This is a genomic window from Neobacillus niacini NBRC 15566, from assembly GCF_001591505.1.
Taxonomy (GTDB): Bacteria; Bacillota; Bacilli; order Bacillales; family Cytobacillaceae; genus Neobacillus; species Neobacillus niacini.
Genome location: NZ_BCVA01000005.1, coordinates 108,587 through 122,748, shown reverse-complemented (window position 1 = coordinate 122,748; position 14,162 = coordinate 108,587). Strand labels below are relative to the sequence as shown.

The window sequence follows — 14,162 nt, the reverse complement described above, 5'->3', positions numbered from 1 at the left end:
GGAAATATATGGGTCAGGTGTGAAGGTCACACTTTACCCAAATTACAAAAATGGATCCGTTCGGGCACGTGGAGAGGGCCCACTTTACCCAAAATACAAAAATAGATCCGTTCGGGCACGTGTAAAGGTCCCACTTTACCCAAAATTGCAAAAATGGATCCGTTCGGGCACGTGGCGAGGTCCCACTTTACCCAAATTACAAAATTGGATCCGTTCGGGCATGTGGAGAGGTCCCACTTTACCCAAATTACAAAAATGTTTCTGTTCGGGCACGTGGTAGTATTAAAAAAATCCTCGACTTCACTGTCGAGGATTTAAACCATTATTCATACGTAATCTTATCAACTGTCTCCCGGTCTAATCGCTTTATGACTTCAACAATCAATTTAACCGCATTCTCATAGTCATCACGGTGAAGCATTGCCGCGTGAGTATGAATATATCGTGTTGCGATGGTAATAGGAATGGAAGGAACACCATGGTGCGCTGTATGAATAGGACCTGCATCCGTTCCGCCGCCAGGAATAACATCGAATTGATACGGAATATTTAACTCATCAGCAACATTGATAATAAGATCACGCAAGCCTTTATGGGCTACAAGAGTAGCGTCGTAGAGGATAATTTGCGGACCTTTCCCCATTTTACTCATTGCCTCTTTTTCAGAAATTCCTGGAGTATCCCCAGCAATCCCAACATCCACTGCAAAGCCAATATCCGGATTAATTTTTTCAGCTGAAGTACGGGCACCTCGAGAGCCGATTTCTTCTTGGGTTGTTCCTAGACCATAAACCTCATTCGGATGTTCCGTCCCTTTTAATTGCTTCATTACATCAATGGCGATCGCGCAGCCAATTCGGTTATCCCATGCCTTTGCCAAGAGCAATTTTTCATTATTCATAACCGTAAATTCAAAATATGGTACGACCATATCACCAGGCAGGACGCCCCATTCCATAGCCTCCTCACGACTAGAGGCACCAATATCAATAAACATATCTTTGATTTCTACAGGTTTCTTACGGGCTTCCGCCGGCAAAATGTGCGGTGGCTTGGATCCGATGACACCAACGATATCACCTTTATTGGTAACAACAGTGACGCGCTGTGCCAGCATAACTTGTGACCACCAGCCGCCTACGGTTTGAAAACGCAGGAAACCTTTGTCATCAATTTGCGTGACCATAAAACCTACCTCGTCCAAGTGCCCGGCTACGACGATTCTCGGCCCGCCCTCTTTTCCTACCTTCTTGGCAATTAAACTGCCAAGTCCATCAGTTGTGACTTCATCTGCATATGGCGCTATGTACTTTTTCATTACTTCGCGAACTTCCCTCTCGTTGCCGGGAATCCCATTGGCGTCGGTTAACTCCTTAAACATTGTTAGCGTCTCATCTAATTTAGCCATTGCTTCGCCCCCTTTTATGTCTGTTCAAACTTATTATACAGAAAATAATATTCAGCTAATAATTATTCTGCTGTCTTTGATAATTTACTTCATTTTTTGCAAAATATGCTTTTTCCATTTCCTCATAAGATATTCCAAGCAGGGTACCTAGTTGTAAATAGCATTGCAGTAAAATTTGGAAATCACAATCCTTCTTGCTGTCTTTAAATTCATTTACTTTTTCATAAATCAAAAGGAATTGCTCTGTAGTGCTCAGTGTTGAAGGTTCCAATTCAAGTTTGTAATCTAGGTTCTGAAAACCACATTCAATTCCTAAAGATAATATAAAGTGTATTCCATCAACAAACTCCTCTAATACAACACTTTTTTCCGACGATGGCTTGATACTCCAAAACTTGAAACAGCGTGTTTCATTTGCCAATTCTCCTAGCTCCACCAGCAAAGCAAGAACCTTTCTATTAAATAAATCTTCGTTCTGTAATTCATGCTTCTCCACAATATGCTGATCTAACGCTTGCTGCATTCTAAATAATTTTTCTAACTGCATTTTATCACTCCCTCTGCAAAATTATATCAAACTGCGCGGAGAATGAAACTTTTCTCCTTCCAGTTCGTATAGTAGGAAAAAGGTCTAGGAGGCAATGTCATGGTTTGGCTGCTGCGCTTAGCGCTTGTTTTCTTGTTTTTCTTCTTTGTTTTTGTAACAATGAAGTTCCTCCTCAAACCAACTCGTAAATTAGAAGCAGCACGAAAGCACAAACGCTTTTTACTGCTAGATAATGAGGAGGTCATTAAGAATTTTCAGGTTACCTACAATGGTGCAGTGTTTACAGGAGAAAAATACTTAGGGGCCACGAAAAACAATATAGATGTTGTTTCTATTTCACTTTCACCGAACCATCCCACTGCGGTTCAAGGAATGGCTAAGGAAGACTTTTATTTTATTGAAAAAAAGATACTTGAAAAATATCCTGCTGCCCAAATCCATTGGAAAAGCCCAATACATGAGTTTTTGCAACAAAAATAGCCGCTTAACCAGCGGCTTTTTCCTTTGTTCTTTTAAAGAACTCCCTCCATTTAATTACATTTTGTTTCTCTCTTAAAAGATAAACAAGTATAGTTAAACCTGGAAGAATCAAAATGATTAGAGAAGGTGTAAAGGTAGATATATACTCTCCGAATATTGTAAAGAAAAGAGCAATTGGAATATTGGTAAGGAATGAAGCCTTCATGTACTCTTTAAATTTAGGTTTTCTTTGTTTTAAACAAAAGCTTAATAGATGGTAATGTACAAAGGGAACAAGTCTTAAAATGGCTATTTGACCAACCGTAAGATTTCGATATTCTCCGAACCACCGATTTTTAATTTTTATAATGCGCTCCTGTGTTTTCGGCATTCTATCAATAAATACATAAAAGAAAACGCTAACCCCCATTAAACCGATAACGGAATAAATAGTTCCCCATAAAGTTCCAAACAGAACACCGCCAGCAATGATGACAACTGATACAGGAATAAATAAGAACGATCTGAGCAGATGAAATAACACGAAAGCAAGTGGAGCAAAAACGCCGCCAGCTTCCATCATGATTAACAGCAAAGACAAGTCCTCATTCATTTACATGCCCCCTGGGTGCTGCTCTTTTCTTGTTAATTAAAGATATAAAAAGGGGCAGGCTGTTATGTCTGCAACGTAAAAAAATAACCCAAAAGTATGATTTCAGCAGCTGCTAGAAAGGGAAAACCCACCTTAAAAGATAAATGCTTTGTTTTATGACGGAATAGTTGCATTCCTAATGTCGTGCCAACGGCTCCCCCAAATAACGCTATGAGCCATAATGTCTTTTCACTAATACGGTATTGATGTTTTTTTGCCCGTTCTTTGTCTACTTTCATCACAATCATACCAATAAGATTCATGATGATGTATCCAACTAAAATGGTAGTCACTTCCCCATCTCCCCTATATAAAAAGCCATCCTCATATTGAGAATGGCTTAATGAATTATTTCTGCTGTTGTTTTGCAACGTTTGCTAATTCAGTAAATGCTGCTGCATCGCTTACTGCTAATTCAGCAAGCATTTTGCGGTTTACTTCGATACCAGCAAGCTTTAAGCCATGCATTAAACGGCTGTAAGAAAGACCGTTCATACGAGCTGCTGCGTTGATACGAGTAATCCAAAGTTTGCGGAAGTCGCGCTTCTTCTGGCGACGATCGCGGAATGCATACATTAAAGATTTCATAACCTGTTGGTTAGCTACTTTATATAATGTATGTTTTGAACCATAATAACCTTTTGCTAATTTAATAACTTTTTTACGACGCTGACGCGTTACAGTACCGCCTTTTACACGTGGCATGAATTTTTCCTCCTATATCAATCGTTAACGATTATTTAAGATTTGTTAATAAGAAACGGATGCGTTTGAAATCGCCTTTAGAAACAAGTGAAGCTTTGCGAAGCTTACGCTTAGCTTTTGTAGATTTGTTTGCAAATAAGTGGCTAGTATAAGCGTGTGAACGCTTCAGTTTACCAGAACCAGTTTTCTTGAAACGCTTTGCAGCGCCACGGTGAGTTTTCATTTTTGGCATTGGGATAGTCCTCCTTATTACTTTTCAGTTTTAGGTGCTAGAACGAGGAACATGCTTCGTCCATCCATTTTTGGATGAGATTCAATTGTTGCAACTTCCTTGCACTCTGTAGCAAAACGGTCTAATACACGTTGACCGATTTCTTTATGGGTAATCGCCCGGCCCTTGAAGCGGATTGAAGCTTTTACCTTGTCGCCTTTTTCCAAAAACTTAATCGCATTGCGAAGTTTTGTATTAAAGTCATGCTCATCAATTGTTGGGCTGAGACGAACTTCTTTTGTAACAATAATCTTTTGATTCTTTCGAGCTTCTTTTTCTTTCTTTTGATTCTCGAATTTAAATTTGCCATAGTCCATAATTCGGGCTACCGGAGGCTTCGCATTTGGTGCAACTAGTACCAAATCAAGATTCACTCGTCCGGCAATCTCCAGCGCTTCAAATTTGGTTTTAATACCTAATTGTTCGCCGTTCTGATCAATTAGACGAACTTCGCGAGCGCGAATACCCTCATTTAACAACATGTCTTTGCTAATAATTAGCCACCTCCAAGGTTTTCACGAATACAACTTTCGGGTCAAGATAGTCAGCTGACTGACTTTGACGCTATGCTGTTTCGGCAAGAAATGAACAACTTTTTTTAAATGCTTTGTTTTTACAAATAAAAAAGTGCGGATGTATACACCCACACTTTACGAAACAAAAGTAATAAACCAAAGAGTTCACGTAAAACCTGCCAACTGCCAATTGCGTCAATCAGGTGAGAAGCGGGTGCTTCTTCTTTTCCCAAAACTAGTATTCAATTTTCCTTAGTTACTATAACATAAGCAAAGACGTGATGTCAAACATGCATTTCATATGACAACGAAATTCATTTTATCAAGAAACGAAAAATTATTCAATAGAAATTTTTTCTTTTCTTTTTGCTATGTTAATTAGGCCTGTTGATTTCCGCTCCACTAAGGAAAGCTTCTTTGAATAATCAACACAGGGACAGGCGGTCTTTGCCTGTCACGAGGCACTTCGCTTTCCGCGGGCGTGCCGGGGATCCCTCGACGCTAAAGCGTCTGCGGCGTCTCCCCTGTCCCGTCCTCCTGCAGGAGTCTTCGTGCCTTACGCTCCAATCAACTGAGTGCTAAAACGACGTTTGCTTTTCTTGAATTATCCTCTTTTTACTTCTGCAAGTAATGACTCAAGGAATTCTGCAAATGGTACTGTTTCTGATTTTTGTTCTCCGTATTTGCGGACGTTTACGGCATTTTCTTCTACTTCTTTGTCACCGACAACGAGCATGTATGGAATTTTTTGCATTTGGGCTTCTCTGATTTTGTAGCCGATTTTTTCATTACGGCCATCTAATTCAACACGGAAGCCTTGATTTTGAAGCTGTTCCTGAACCTGCTTTGCAAAGTCAAAATGCACATCAGGTGAAACTGGAATGACTTGTACCTGTACGGGAGCAAGCCAAGTTGGGAATGCCCCTTTGTATTCTTCAATTAAGAAGGCTACAAAGCGTTCCATTGTTGACACGACTCCACGGTGGATAACCACTGGACGGTGCTGCTTGCCGTCTTCTCCAACATAAGTTAAATCAAAGCGTTCAGGAAGTAAGAAGTCCAACTGAACAGTAGAGAGGGTTTCTTCTTTTCCTAAAGCTGTTTTCACTTGAACATCAAGTTTAGGACCGTAGAAAGCTGCTTCTCCTTCTGCTTCATAATAATCAAGGCCAAGGTCATCCATTGCTTCCTTCAGCATACTTTGGGCTTTTTCCCACATTGCATCATCATCGAAGTACTTTTCAGTATCTTGTGGATCACGGTAGGATAGACGGAAGGAATAGTCCTTGATGTTGAAATCTTTGTATACTTCTAGTACAAGATTAACAACTCGCTTAAATTCATCTTTAATTTGGTCTGGTCGAACAAAGATATGCGCATCATTTAAGGTCATTCCACGAACACGCTGTAAACCTGATAAAGCACCAGACATTTCATAACGATGCATCGTTCCAAGCTCAGCAATCCGGATTGGAAGTTCACGATAGCTGTGAATCGCATTTTTGTACACCATCATGTGGTGCGGACAGTTCATTGGGCGAAGAACCAATTGCTCGTTATCCATATCCATTACAGGGAACATATCTTCCTGGTAATGATCCCAGTGACCTGAAGTTTTGTATAAATCGACACTTCCCATGATCGGAGTATAAACATGGTCATACCCAAGACGCTGCTCTTTATCAACAATATATCTTTCAACCACTCGACGGATTGTTGCGCCTTTTGGAAGCCATAATGGCAGCCCTTGTCCAACTAATTGAGAGCTAGTAAACAGGTTTAACTCTTTACCAATCTTACGATGATCACGTTCTTTCGCTTCTTCAAGTAAACGAAGGTGCTCTTTCAAATCCTCTTTCTTGAAGAAAGCAGTACCGTAAATACGCTGAAGCATTTTGTTTTTGCTGTCACCGCGCCAGTACGCTCCCGCGATGCTCAACAATTTGAATTCTTTAATTTTACCGGTTGAAGGAACGTGGACACCTCGGCAAAGGTCAGCGAAGTCACCCTGTTCATAAATTGTAACTTGCTCATCATCAGGAATCGCTTCAATTAGCTCAAGCTTGTAAGGGTCGCCTTCTGCTTTGAAGAACTGAACCGCTTCTGCCCGGCTTACTTCTTTACGAACGATCTCGATATTTTCATTGACGATTTTCGCCATTTCCTTTTCAATTTTCGGTAAATCCTCTGGAGTAATGGATTCCTCGAGGTCGATATCATAATAGAACCCACCTTCGATTACTGGACCTACACCAAGGTTTACCTCTTTGCCGTACAGCCTTTTAATCGCTTGAGCCATTAAGTGAGCTGTACTATGACGTAAAATCTCCAAAGCCTCTTTTGATTCTGGGACAACGATTTCTATTGAACCGTCTTCTTCGATTGGACGGCGAAGATCAAATAAATGACCATTCCATTTCCCAGCGATTGCCTTTTTCTTAAGTCCCGGGCTGATGGAAGCGGCAATATCTTCGGTTGTTGTTCCACGAGGAAACTCCTTTACTGCCCCATCTGGAAACGAAATCTTAACAACGTCTGACATGGTAATTCCTCCTTTGATTTGAGCGCTCGAGACAAATTTGTCTGTAAAACGCTGTTTAAAATGGCTCTGTTATTATTCATTGTTGATTTTCGTATAGAGTTGAAAATTCATAGGCGGAGAATTTCCGGCTATTGTATATTGAAGAAGCTTAAGAAGCAGATAAAAGCGGTGATATTCCGGATAACTGCTGTAAATAAGACAAATTCCAAGAATTTGGATACAATAAGCGGAAAAACTCCGTTATTTTTAAGGATAATATAGATGTTTCCTGATTTAAACGGAAATTCTCCGATTATTTTCCAAACACAGAGAAATCAACGTTTAGTTTAACAGAGCCTAAAAAATAAAAAAACCCGTCCCTGGAAAAGGGACGAGTTTAATAAACACGTGGTTCCACCCAATTTTTCATTTTTATAAGAAACATAAAAACGACTTTAGGACAGGGTAACGGGCTGTTTCCCGTCAGACGATTACTCACTTCAAAGAAGCGTTCACCGCTGAAGTTTAAAGGTGGTAAGCATTCAATCCGTGCTAGGAGGCTTTCAGCCTGCGTCCTCCCTCTCTGGTAACCGTGAATAAATACTGTTGTCCTTATCATTACTTTTGCTTGATATATTGATGTCTAGCTTCAGCGCCTAGCCCCTCGAGTCATAAGCCAATCGCTTCGGAAGGCAAAAGACGCCTTCTGTCAGCGCTCGTCTTATGCTTGTCGGGGCTGGACAAGGCGCTTCTGCATTTCGGACTATGTAGGTTATTATAATGATTCTATTTTGAAAAATCAATACACCAAGCATACAATTTCCCAATATATTTCAAGCACCATTTCCATTTGCGGAGTTTTTCTGACGAAGCCATTCCTTTGTATGCCGCAAACCTTTGTATGACTTTATTAATACTCTTTCTTCAAAGATGTTCTTAATGGTTCTCACAAGGGGTTCATCCGTATTCTTTGTATAGAGGAAAATGTTCTTTGGCGCAATTGATAGTAATGGTGCAATGGAAGCCGAATCTACATAAACCGGATGATTAAACAAAAGCTTCCGGTCAATCATTTTCATCAATTCTGCCCTTTTTATCTCTTCAAATTGCTCATCAAAAAAAGTAATTTCCTCATCAAATAAAAGGTGCAGTGTGACCATTTTTGGCTCACGGCTCGCTAAAAAATCCCTTAATGTTTGAATAAACATTTGATATTCTTGCTCCATTTTATATTCATCAATGGATATCTCGACGTAACTCTCTAACATTTTCAAATAAGGACGCAATCGAAATTTTAAAAAGGAGTCAAACGAGAACGAGATATGATCCTGAAAGATTTCCTCCACAACTTCTCTAATTTGAGATTCTTCACCATTTTCCTTAATGAAAACAGCTAAATCCTCCCGCTGACCCTCAAGGACAGAATAAATGATGTCCATAATATGCTCCTGCTCTTCTTGGTCCTCAAAATAATATTGCTCTTGTAAAATAGCCCTAAACCAGTCATCACGTTTTATTTTTATGATAAATTCATAGAATGCCTCTTTGACCTCTCCAAACCTAACAATACTTTCCGAAATTTTCACTATATGTCGATCTTCTATAAGAAGAATATCTTCATTATTTGGATGATACCGTAAGCACTTCAGCAAGTGATCATAACATCTCTTCGCATCCATCTTGCTTCGGAAGATGATTTCTGCCAACCAAATCCCCCCTTTATCCCATACTCTGTTTTACATTTATATGGGGGACTTGGCCAAAATAGAAGTTTATACGTTATGAATACACCAATATTGTGAAAAAAAAATAAAGATTACCGAAAATGCTTCGGTAATCCACTTACATTTATATGTTAATCACGGCGATTTGGTCCATCAACAAGAACAGGATCACTTAAACTACGAATTCTTTCCATAATTCTCCGTGCTTTCATCTTTTCCTCTTCACCACGCTGGCTGTAGGTTAAATGGTGCTCAAGCCCCTGGAAGTCAAAATTTGAGGTAAAGAAGGTTGGAAGCTTTTCAAGCATCCTGAACTGCAAGATTGGTCCGAGTACTTCATCTCTTGTCCAGCTGGATACTGCTTCGGCGCCGATATCATCAAGCATTAAAATCGGTTCTTTTTTCAATGCTTCGATTTTTTCGTTTAAAGTAGAATCGCCAATCGCACTTTTCATTTCTCGCAGCAGTTCTGGAACATAAACAATCATGGTTGGGATTTGCTTTTTAGCAAGTTCGTTGGCTATAGCCCCTAACAAAAAGGATTTTCCTACTCCAAATTTTCCATATAGATACAATCCCTTAGGCTTTAATCCCGCCTCATAATTCATTAAAAAAGTCGCTGCCCGGTCCCCTGCGTCCAAGCGGCCCAAGTCACCCTCAAAATCCTCAAAAGTAGCTTCCAATATATCTCTAGGTACATATAAACTCTTAATAAGCTTTTGATTTTTCTTTTTCTCATCCGCCATCACTTTTCTAGGACAGCGTTTATAAACAACATCAATTGAGTTTCGTACCAGTACTAAATCAGGGTGGTATCCCTTCATGAAATTTATACAGCCATCAAGACTTTCACAGCGATTACATTCTTTACTCTGCTGAGTGTATTCATAAAGTTTACTCATGCTTTTTTCAATCGTAAGCTGATTCAGCTCATTTTCATGTTCTGTTAGAAATGCATGAATATCAGGATGATTTAATACTTGCTTTCGCTGCTCTTCATAACGCTTTTGAAAATTTTCATTCGAGGCTAATCGCTTAATAGTTCGATTTATCCTTTCCAATTACATTCACCACCTATTTACGAAATGCTTTGAGCTTTTCTTCAATCGCACGCTTTTTCGCTTCAAGCTCTGTGTTTTGGTCTTTTGTATCTGCTTTATCACTTGCTTTTGTATTTGATTTATCACTTACTTTTCCACTATCATCAAACCAATCAGGTAAAACTTCCGTCCGAATTGGTTTTTTTGTAGATTTACCGGTCTTTTTGCTTTCTTGAAAGCTCCGCTCTTCTTTCCTCGCTGCTTCCATTGCTTCTTTAACACTCTTTATTTTAAGCCGAGCCCAATGGCTTGCAATTGATTCAACAAAACCCTTAGTAAATTTCATATCCGTTTTTCTAAGAACAACCTCAATTAACACGTTTACTACACCAGGAGGAAGTTTATATTTTATCATGATTTCCTCTAATATTTTCAAATTGGCAGCAGAAGGCTCCACTCCGCCTGAGAGTTCTTTAAAAATAACGATGGGAGGTGTGGTTTCATAATAACGAATTAACTTTTCTTCCTGTGTTTTTGGTTCCGTTAACTGGACCTGATGAACAGCAGGCTGTGTTCTATTGATAAGACTTGGAAGCTGGTCATAATTTTCAAATTGATACCAATCACGCGCACCTTTTCTAAGGTCCTCGATATCAATTTCATCCTTTTCATTGATGGCCCCTAATACAAAGTTTTTCATTTCGATTGGACTAATACCATAAAGAAAGGCAAGGTTACTGATAACCTCTTTTACTTTTTTGGTCAGTGCTTTTTGTGGGACAAGTGATTCATTAAGACCTGCCATTAACAAATCAAAATCAAAGGTCCTGGTATCAATTTGAATTGGTTTTTGGTCTATCCGGCCAATAAATTCTTGATCGGATTCGGCTTCCAAGTCTTCTGAATGCTCTTGCATATACTGGAGACTGCCTGGAGTAGCCGATGCAAACACTTCCTGAAACTCTCTGGTTACTTCTAAATAATCTTCATCCAGCGGCTTTTTAGGGGTGCTAAAAAAACGTTTTAAACGCGAAAAGTGATTTTTGCCGATTTTACGATATAAATAAATATTTAACATTCCATCTAAAAAGAATTGCTCTGGATTCAATGGCGGAGTCAGTTCATAAATAAATGAACGTCCACTTTCATCACTTTTTACGTATGTTTTTAACAAGCCAATACCCTCTAATTTTAACCTAGCTTCGTAGATATCCTTTAAGTTCATACTTAACAAATTCATTAGCAAATGATGCGTCGAAGATTCAGACCATAGTTTATTTTCTTCAAGCTCTGCCCAAAGAGTCATATATACACTTAAACAAGTGGATCCGATTAAGGGCTGATACAAAAAAGTCAGCACTTTGCGGTCGTATTCATGCAGCAATCCATTTGACGTAACAAGATAACGGTCAATCGGAATTAATTCCTGCCAATGCTGCGCCATATCATTCACCCTTTAAAAAGTAATAAAGAGCCAAAGACTTTCTTTAGCTCCTAGGATTTCTCCTTATTTATCAGTTCTTTTAATTCTTGAATAAAAACATTTATATCCTTAAATTGACGGTAAACAGAAGCAAAGCGCACATAAGCTACTTCGTCAACATAGGCAAGCCTGTCCATTACCATTTCACCAATTAATTCACTTTTGATTTCTGATATTCCTTGACTGCGCAGTTCCTTTTCTACCCCTTGAGTAATATCCTCTAATTCTTTTAAAGCAACTGGGCGCTTTTCACAAGCCTTAATTAAGCCTCGTAAAATTTTATCGCGACTGAATTCTTCCCTCGTACCTTCCTTTTTGACGACGATCAGTGGAATTTCTTCAATCTTCTCGAATGTGGTAAAACGATATCCACACTCTTCACACTCACGCCTTCTTCGGGTTGCACGACCCTCATCAACCGGCCGGGAATCAAGCACACGTGTACCATAATTTTGACATGAAGGGCACTTCATTTGATCAACTCCCAAATCAATCCATTCATAAATATAAGTATCTATTCTTTATCTTATTAAAAAGAAAACGGTAACACAAGAAGTATTATGAGCTTTTGCCGACTCTGACAAGAGTATGTAATTTATTCATTTTATCGTAATAGGAAATTATCCTTTTTCTTAAAATTGGATACAAACCAATAGGTGAAAATTTTTCAGAAGAAATACTAAAGTCTACTGCTGTTTCCATTCCTCTCACAGAAACTATCGTAACGATTAGAAAACAAGGAATCGGTTTATTGATTTCTACAGCAATCTCACCATGGTCTTTGGAAACCGTAACAATACGGCAATCTGCATCCTGACGAAATAATTCCTCAACGGATTGAAAAAGCTGGTTGAAAGATGCTTTATAATAATGGGTAGCTAAGGAATTATCTTTCTGATGATCCGAAGTTTCGATCTGTTTTCTAAAACGAATAAATAAATTACCAAATATAGCCATAGAAGCCTCCAAATATAGTCTTTTATCTAATTTTACAATACTTTACGAAAAAAATAAAAAGAGGTGTACTATAAAATACACCCCTCGTCGCTTTTTTATTTATAATTATAGAGCTTTTGCCTGTTTTACTTGAACAGGACCCATACCGCGTGGAATTTCAATATTCTCGCGTGTTTGTGCATTTAAGCATTTAGCAATATAATCAGCTGCTACATTTGGATTTAAATCACCACAAGTATATACATCAATGCTGGCATATCCGTGTTCAGGGAAGCTGTGAATTGTTAAGTGAGATTCGGAAATAATGACCACACCGCTTACGCCTTGTGGTGCAAACTTATGAAATGCTACTTCGCGGATTTCCGCACCTGATCTGAGAGCTGCTTCGACAAAAGTTTGTTCAATGAAATTCATATCATTCAATTTTTCAAAGTCGCATCCCCATAATTCAGAGATTACGTGACGTCCCATTGTTTCCATATTCAATTCCCCCTCTAACATTTTTGCTTCATTCTTGAAATCTTTTTTGATGGTATCCAAGTAATTACCACGGGGGAAAGTTAGTCCAGAGAGGTCCTAACCCTTTAAGTAATCAATCGTCACCTAATTTCAAGAAGTTCACGATGACTAGTATACTAAGTTTATATTTGTTTTGCAACCTATGAATCTAACATTTTTAGAGTCGGCCTTGCCGAGGCTTATCCCTCAAAAGAATTTCAAACTATATTATGCACAAATGCTTTAAATAGCTACAAAAAAAATACTGCCAGTCGACAGTATTTTTTGGATTACCCAACTTTCACCTGATTTGAATTGGCCATTAGATGGGCGACATATAAGGTAAGATCGACAACCCGGGAAGAATATCCCCATTCGTTATCATACCAAGCAAGCACTTTTACTTTTCTGTTCCCCATTACCATGGTTGATAATCCATCAATGATGGCGGAGTACGGATTTGTATTGAAATCAACGGATACAAGCGGTTCCATTGTAAAGTCGATGATACCCTTTAATGGACCATTTTTTGCTTCCGAAAAAGCCTGATTGATATCATCAATCGTAACATCTTGTTTCAAATCGACTACTAAATCCACTAGTGATACATTTGGTGTAGGTACACGAAGTGACATTCCATGCAGCTTACCCTTTAACTGAGGTAATACCAGCGATAACGCTTTAGCTGCCCCCGTTGTGGTTGGGATGATAGATTGTCCACATGCTCTAGCTCTTCGCAAATCTTTATGTGGGTTGTCAATGTTTCGTTGATCATTGGTATACGAATGAATGGTTGTCATTAAACCATTTTCAATCCCAAACTTTTCATCCAACACCTTCGCCACAGGTGCTAAACAGTTTGTGGTACAAGACGCATTAGAAATAACATCATGTTGAGTGATGTCTAGTTTGTCTTCGTTTACTCCCATAACAATGGTGATATCCTCATTCTTCCCCGGTGCAGTAATAATTACCTTTTTTGCTCCTGCGTCTAAGTGCAGTCCCGCCTTGTCTCGTGAGTTAAATTTACCTGTTGCTTCAATAACCACATCTATATTTAACTCTTTCCATGGAAGCTGCTCAGGATTCCGATTATTTAATAATTTTACTCTTTTACCGTTTACAATCAGCTCTTCATCAAGCGCAATGATATCCCCTTGAAATGGTCCATGAACTGTATCATATTTTATCAAATGTGCTAATGTTTCCGCAGGATAACTAGCATTGATAGCAATAATATCAAGCGTATTTTCAAGGATCGCTTTTCTAAAAACCATCCTTCCAATTCTCCCAAAACCGTTTATTGCAATTCTTGCCTTCATTTCACGGCCCCTTCCGTAATATGTTATACTTATTAACTTGTTTTGATGTAATTAGTATAA

16 protein-coding genes and 1 other annotated feature are annotated in these 14,162 nt (G+C 38.9%); of the genes, 1 reads left to right on the top strand and 15 read right to left on the bottom strand.

Features of this window, described 5'->3' with window-relative positions; translation table 11 throughout:
- Positions 1-322 precede the first annotated feature (322 nt).
- Positions 323-1,408 (bottom strand): M42 family metallopeptidase, encoded by a 1,086-nt coding sequence (locus BANA01_RS06715; protein WP_034676889.1) that lies wholly within the window; start codon positions 1,406-1,408, stop codon positions 323-325.
- Positions 1,409-1,463: 55 nt separating this feature from the next.
- Positions 1,464-1,955 carry a dUTP diphosphatase gene (locus BANA01_RS06710; RefSeq protein ID WP_034676887.1) on the bottom strand — a complete coding sequence of 164 codons (492 nt, stop codon included), beginning with the start codon at positions 1,953-1,955 and terminating at the stop codon, positions 1,464-1,466.
- 99 nt (positions 1,956-2,054) lie between these two features.
- Between BANA01_RS06710 and BANA01_RS06705 the strand changes: the two genes are divergently transcribed.
- The gene (locus tag BANA01_RS06705; RefSeq protein WP_034676885.1) at positions 2,055-2,435 is read left to right on the top strand and encodes a hypothetical protein; all 381 of its coding nucleotides are present in this window, start codon (positions 2,055-2,057) and stop codon (positions 2,433-2,435) included.
- A gap of 4 nt (positions 2,436-2,439) precedes the next feature.
- Here BANA01_RS06705 and BANA01_RS06700 read toward each other — a convergent pair whose 3' ends face one another.
- The 13 genes from BANA01_RS06700 to BANA01_RS06640 form a co-directional block, all read right to left on the bottom strand.
- Positions 2,440-3,027, bottom strand: coding sequence for a TVP38/TMEM64 family protein (locus BANA01_RS06700; protein WP_034676884.1), 588 nt, complete (start codon positions 3,025-3,027; stop codon positions 2,440-2,442).
- 62 nt (positions 3,028-3,089) lie between these two features.
- Entirely contained in the window at positions 3,090-3,359 is a 270-nt protein-coding gene (locus BANA01_RS06695; RefSeq protein ID WP_411833736.1) for a DUF1294 domain-containing protein, read from the bottom strand.
- Between the two features lie 55 nt (positions 3,360-3,414).
- Positions 3,415-3,771, bottom strand: a complete 357-nt coding sequence (rplT, locus tag BANA01_RS06690; RefSeq protein ID WP_034676881.1) for a 50S ribosomal protein L20 — start codon at positions 3,769-3,771, stop codon at positions 3,415-3,417.
- 31 nt (positions 3,772-3,802) lie between these two features.
- Positions 3,803-4,003, bottom strand: a complete 201-nt coding sequence (gene rpmI / locus BANA01_RS06685; RefSeq protein ID WP_034676880.1) for a 50S ribosomal protein L35 — start codon at positions 4,001-4,003, stop codon at positions 3,803-3,805.
- Positions 4,004-4,020: 17 nt separating this feature from the next.
- The gene (gene infC / locus BANA01_RS06680) at positions 4,021-4,524 is read right to left on the bottom strand and encodes a translation initiation factor IF-3 (RefSeq protein WP_034676878.1); all 504 of its coding nucleotides are present in this window, start codon (positions 4,522-4,524) and stop codon (positions 4,021-4,023) included.
- A 133-nt stretch (positions 4,525-4,657) separates the two neighbouring features.
- Positions 4,658-4,789 (bottom strand) — a sequence feature (ribosomal protein L20 leader region).
- Positions 4,790-5,161: 372 nt separating this feature from the next.
- A complete protein-coding gene (thrS, locus tag BANA01_RS06675; RefSeq protein WP_034676876.1) occupies positions 5,162-7,099 on the bottom strand; it encodes a threonine--tRNA ligase in 1,938 nt (645 codons plus the stop codon).
- Between the two features lie 812 nt (positions 7,100-7,911).
- Positions 7,912-8,784: a putative sporulation protein YtxC gene (gene ytxC, locus BANA01_RS06670; protein WP_052106433.1), complete on the bottom strand. Its 873-nt coding sequence runs from the start codon at positions 8,782-8,784 to the stop codon at positions 7,912-7,914.
- A 149-nt stretch (positions 8,785-8,933) separates the two neighbouring features.
- Positions 8,934-9,863, bottom strand: a complete 930-nt coding sequence (gene dnaI, locus BANA01_RS06665) for a primosomal protein DnaI (protein WP_034676874.1) — start codon at positions 9,861-9,863, stop codon at positions 8,934-8,936.
- A 13-nt stretch (positions 9,864-9,876) separates the two neighbouring features.
- Entirely contained in the window at positions 9,877-11,286 is a 1,410-nt protein-coding gene (locus BANA01_RS06660; RefSeq protein WP_034676872.1) for a replication initiation and membrane attachment family protein, read from the bottom strand.
- A 50-nt stretch (positions 11,287-11,336) separates the two neighbouring features.
- On the bottom strand, positions 11,337-11,798 hold the full coding sequence (nrdR, locus tag BANA01_RS06655) for a transcriptional regulator NrdR (RefSeq protein ID WP_034676870.1): 462 nt from the start codon (positions 11,796-11,798) through the stop codon (positions 11,337-11,339).
- A gap of 85 nt (positions 11,799-11,883) precedes the next feature.
- A complete protein-coding gene (locus BANA01_RS06650) occupies positions 11,884-12,282 on the bottom strand; it encodes a hypothetical protein (protein ID WP_034676868.1) in 399 nt (132 codons plus the stop codon).
- Positions 12,283-12,387: 105 nt separating this feature from the next.
- On the bottom strand, positions 12,388-12,762 hold the full coding sequence (gene speD / locus BANA01_RS06645) for an adenosylmethionine decarboxylase (protein ID WP_034676866.1): 375 nt from the start codon (positions 12,760-12,762) through the stop codon (positions 12,388-12,390).
- 308 nt (positions 12,763-13,070) lie between these two features.
- Positions 13,071-14,102, bottom strand: coding sequence for a glyceraldehyde-3-phosphate dehydrogenase (locus tag BANA01_RS06640; protein WP_034676864.1), 1,032 nt, complete (start codon positions 14,100-14,102; stop codon positions 13,071-13,073).
- Positions 14,103-14,162: the final 60 nt, after the last annotated feature.

Bases quoted from the DNA above. Each gene is read 5' to 3' on its own strand.
- BANA01_RS06640 (WP_034676864.1), bottom strand. From the start codon at position 14,102: ATGAAGGCAAGAATTGCAATAAACGGTTTTGGGAGAATTGGAAGGATG.
- rpmI (WP_034676880.1), bottom strand. From the start codon at position 4,003: ATGCCAAAAATGAAAACTCACCGTGGCGCTGCAAAGCGTTTCAAGAAA.
- thrS (WP_034676876.1), bottom strand. From the start codon at position 7,099: ATGTCAGACGTTGTTAAGATTTCGTTTCCAGATGGGGCAGTAAAGGAG.
- BANA01_RS06650 (WP_034676868.1), bottom strand. From the start codon at position 12,282: ATGGCTATATTTGGTAATTTATTTATTCGTTTTAGAAAACAGATCGAA.
- speD (WP_034676866.1), bottom strand. From the start codon at position 12,762: ATGGAAACAATGGGACGTCACGTAATCTCTGAATTATGGGGATGCGAC.
- BANA01_RS06710 (WP_034676887.1), bottom strand. From the start codon at position 1,955: ATGCAGTTAGAAAAATTATTTAGAATGCAGCAAGCGTTAGATCAGCAT.
- BANA01_RS06705 (WP_034676885.1), top strand. From the start codon at position 2,055: ATGGTTTGGCTGCTGCGCTTAGCGCTTGTTTTCTTGTTTTTCTTCTTT.
- infC (WP_034676878.1), bottom strand. From the start codon at position 4,524: ATGTTGTTAAATGAGGGTATTCGCGCTCGCGAAGTTCGTCTAATTGAT.
- nrdR (WP_034676870.1), bottom strand. From the start codon at position 11,798: ATGAAGTGCCCTTCATGTCAAAATTATGGTACACGTGTGCTTGATTCC.
- BANA01_RS06660 (WP_034676872.1), bottom strand. From the start codon at position 11,286: ATGGCGCAGCATTGGCAGGAATTAATTCCGATTGACCGTTATCTTGTT.
- BANA01_RS06715 (WP_034676889.1), bottom strand. From the start codon at position 1,408: ATGGCTAAATTAGATGAGACGCTAACAATGTTTAAGGAGTTAACCGAC.
- BANA01_RS06700 (WP_034676884.1), bottom strand. From the start codon at position 3,027: ATGAATGAGGACTTGTCTTTGCTGTTAATCATGATGGAAGCTGGCGGC.
- rplT (WP_034676881.1), bottom strand. From the start codon at position 3,771: ATGCCACGTGTAAAAGGCGGTACTGTAACGCGTCAGCGTCGTAAAAAA.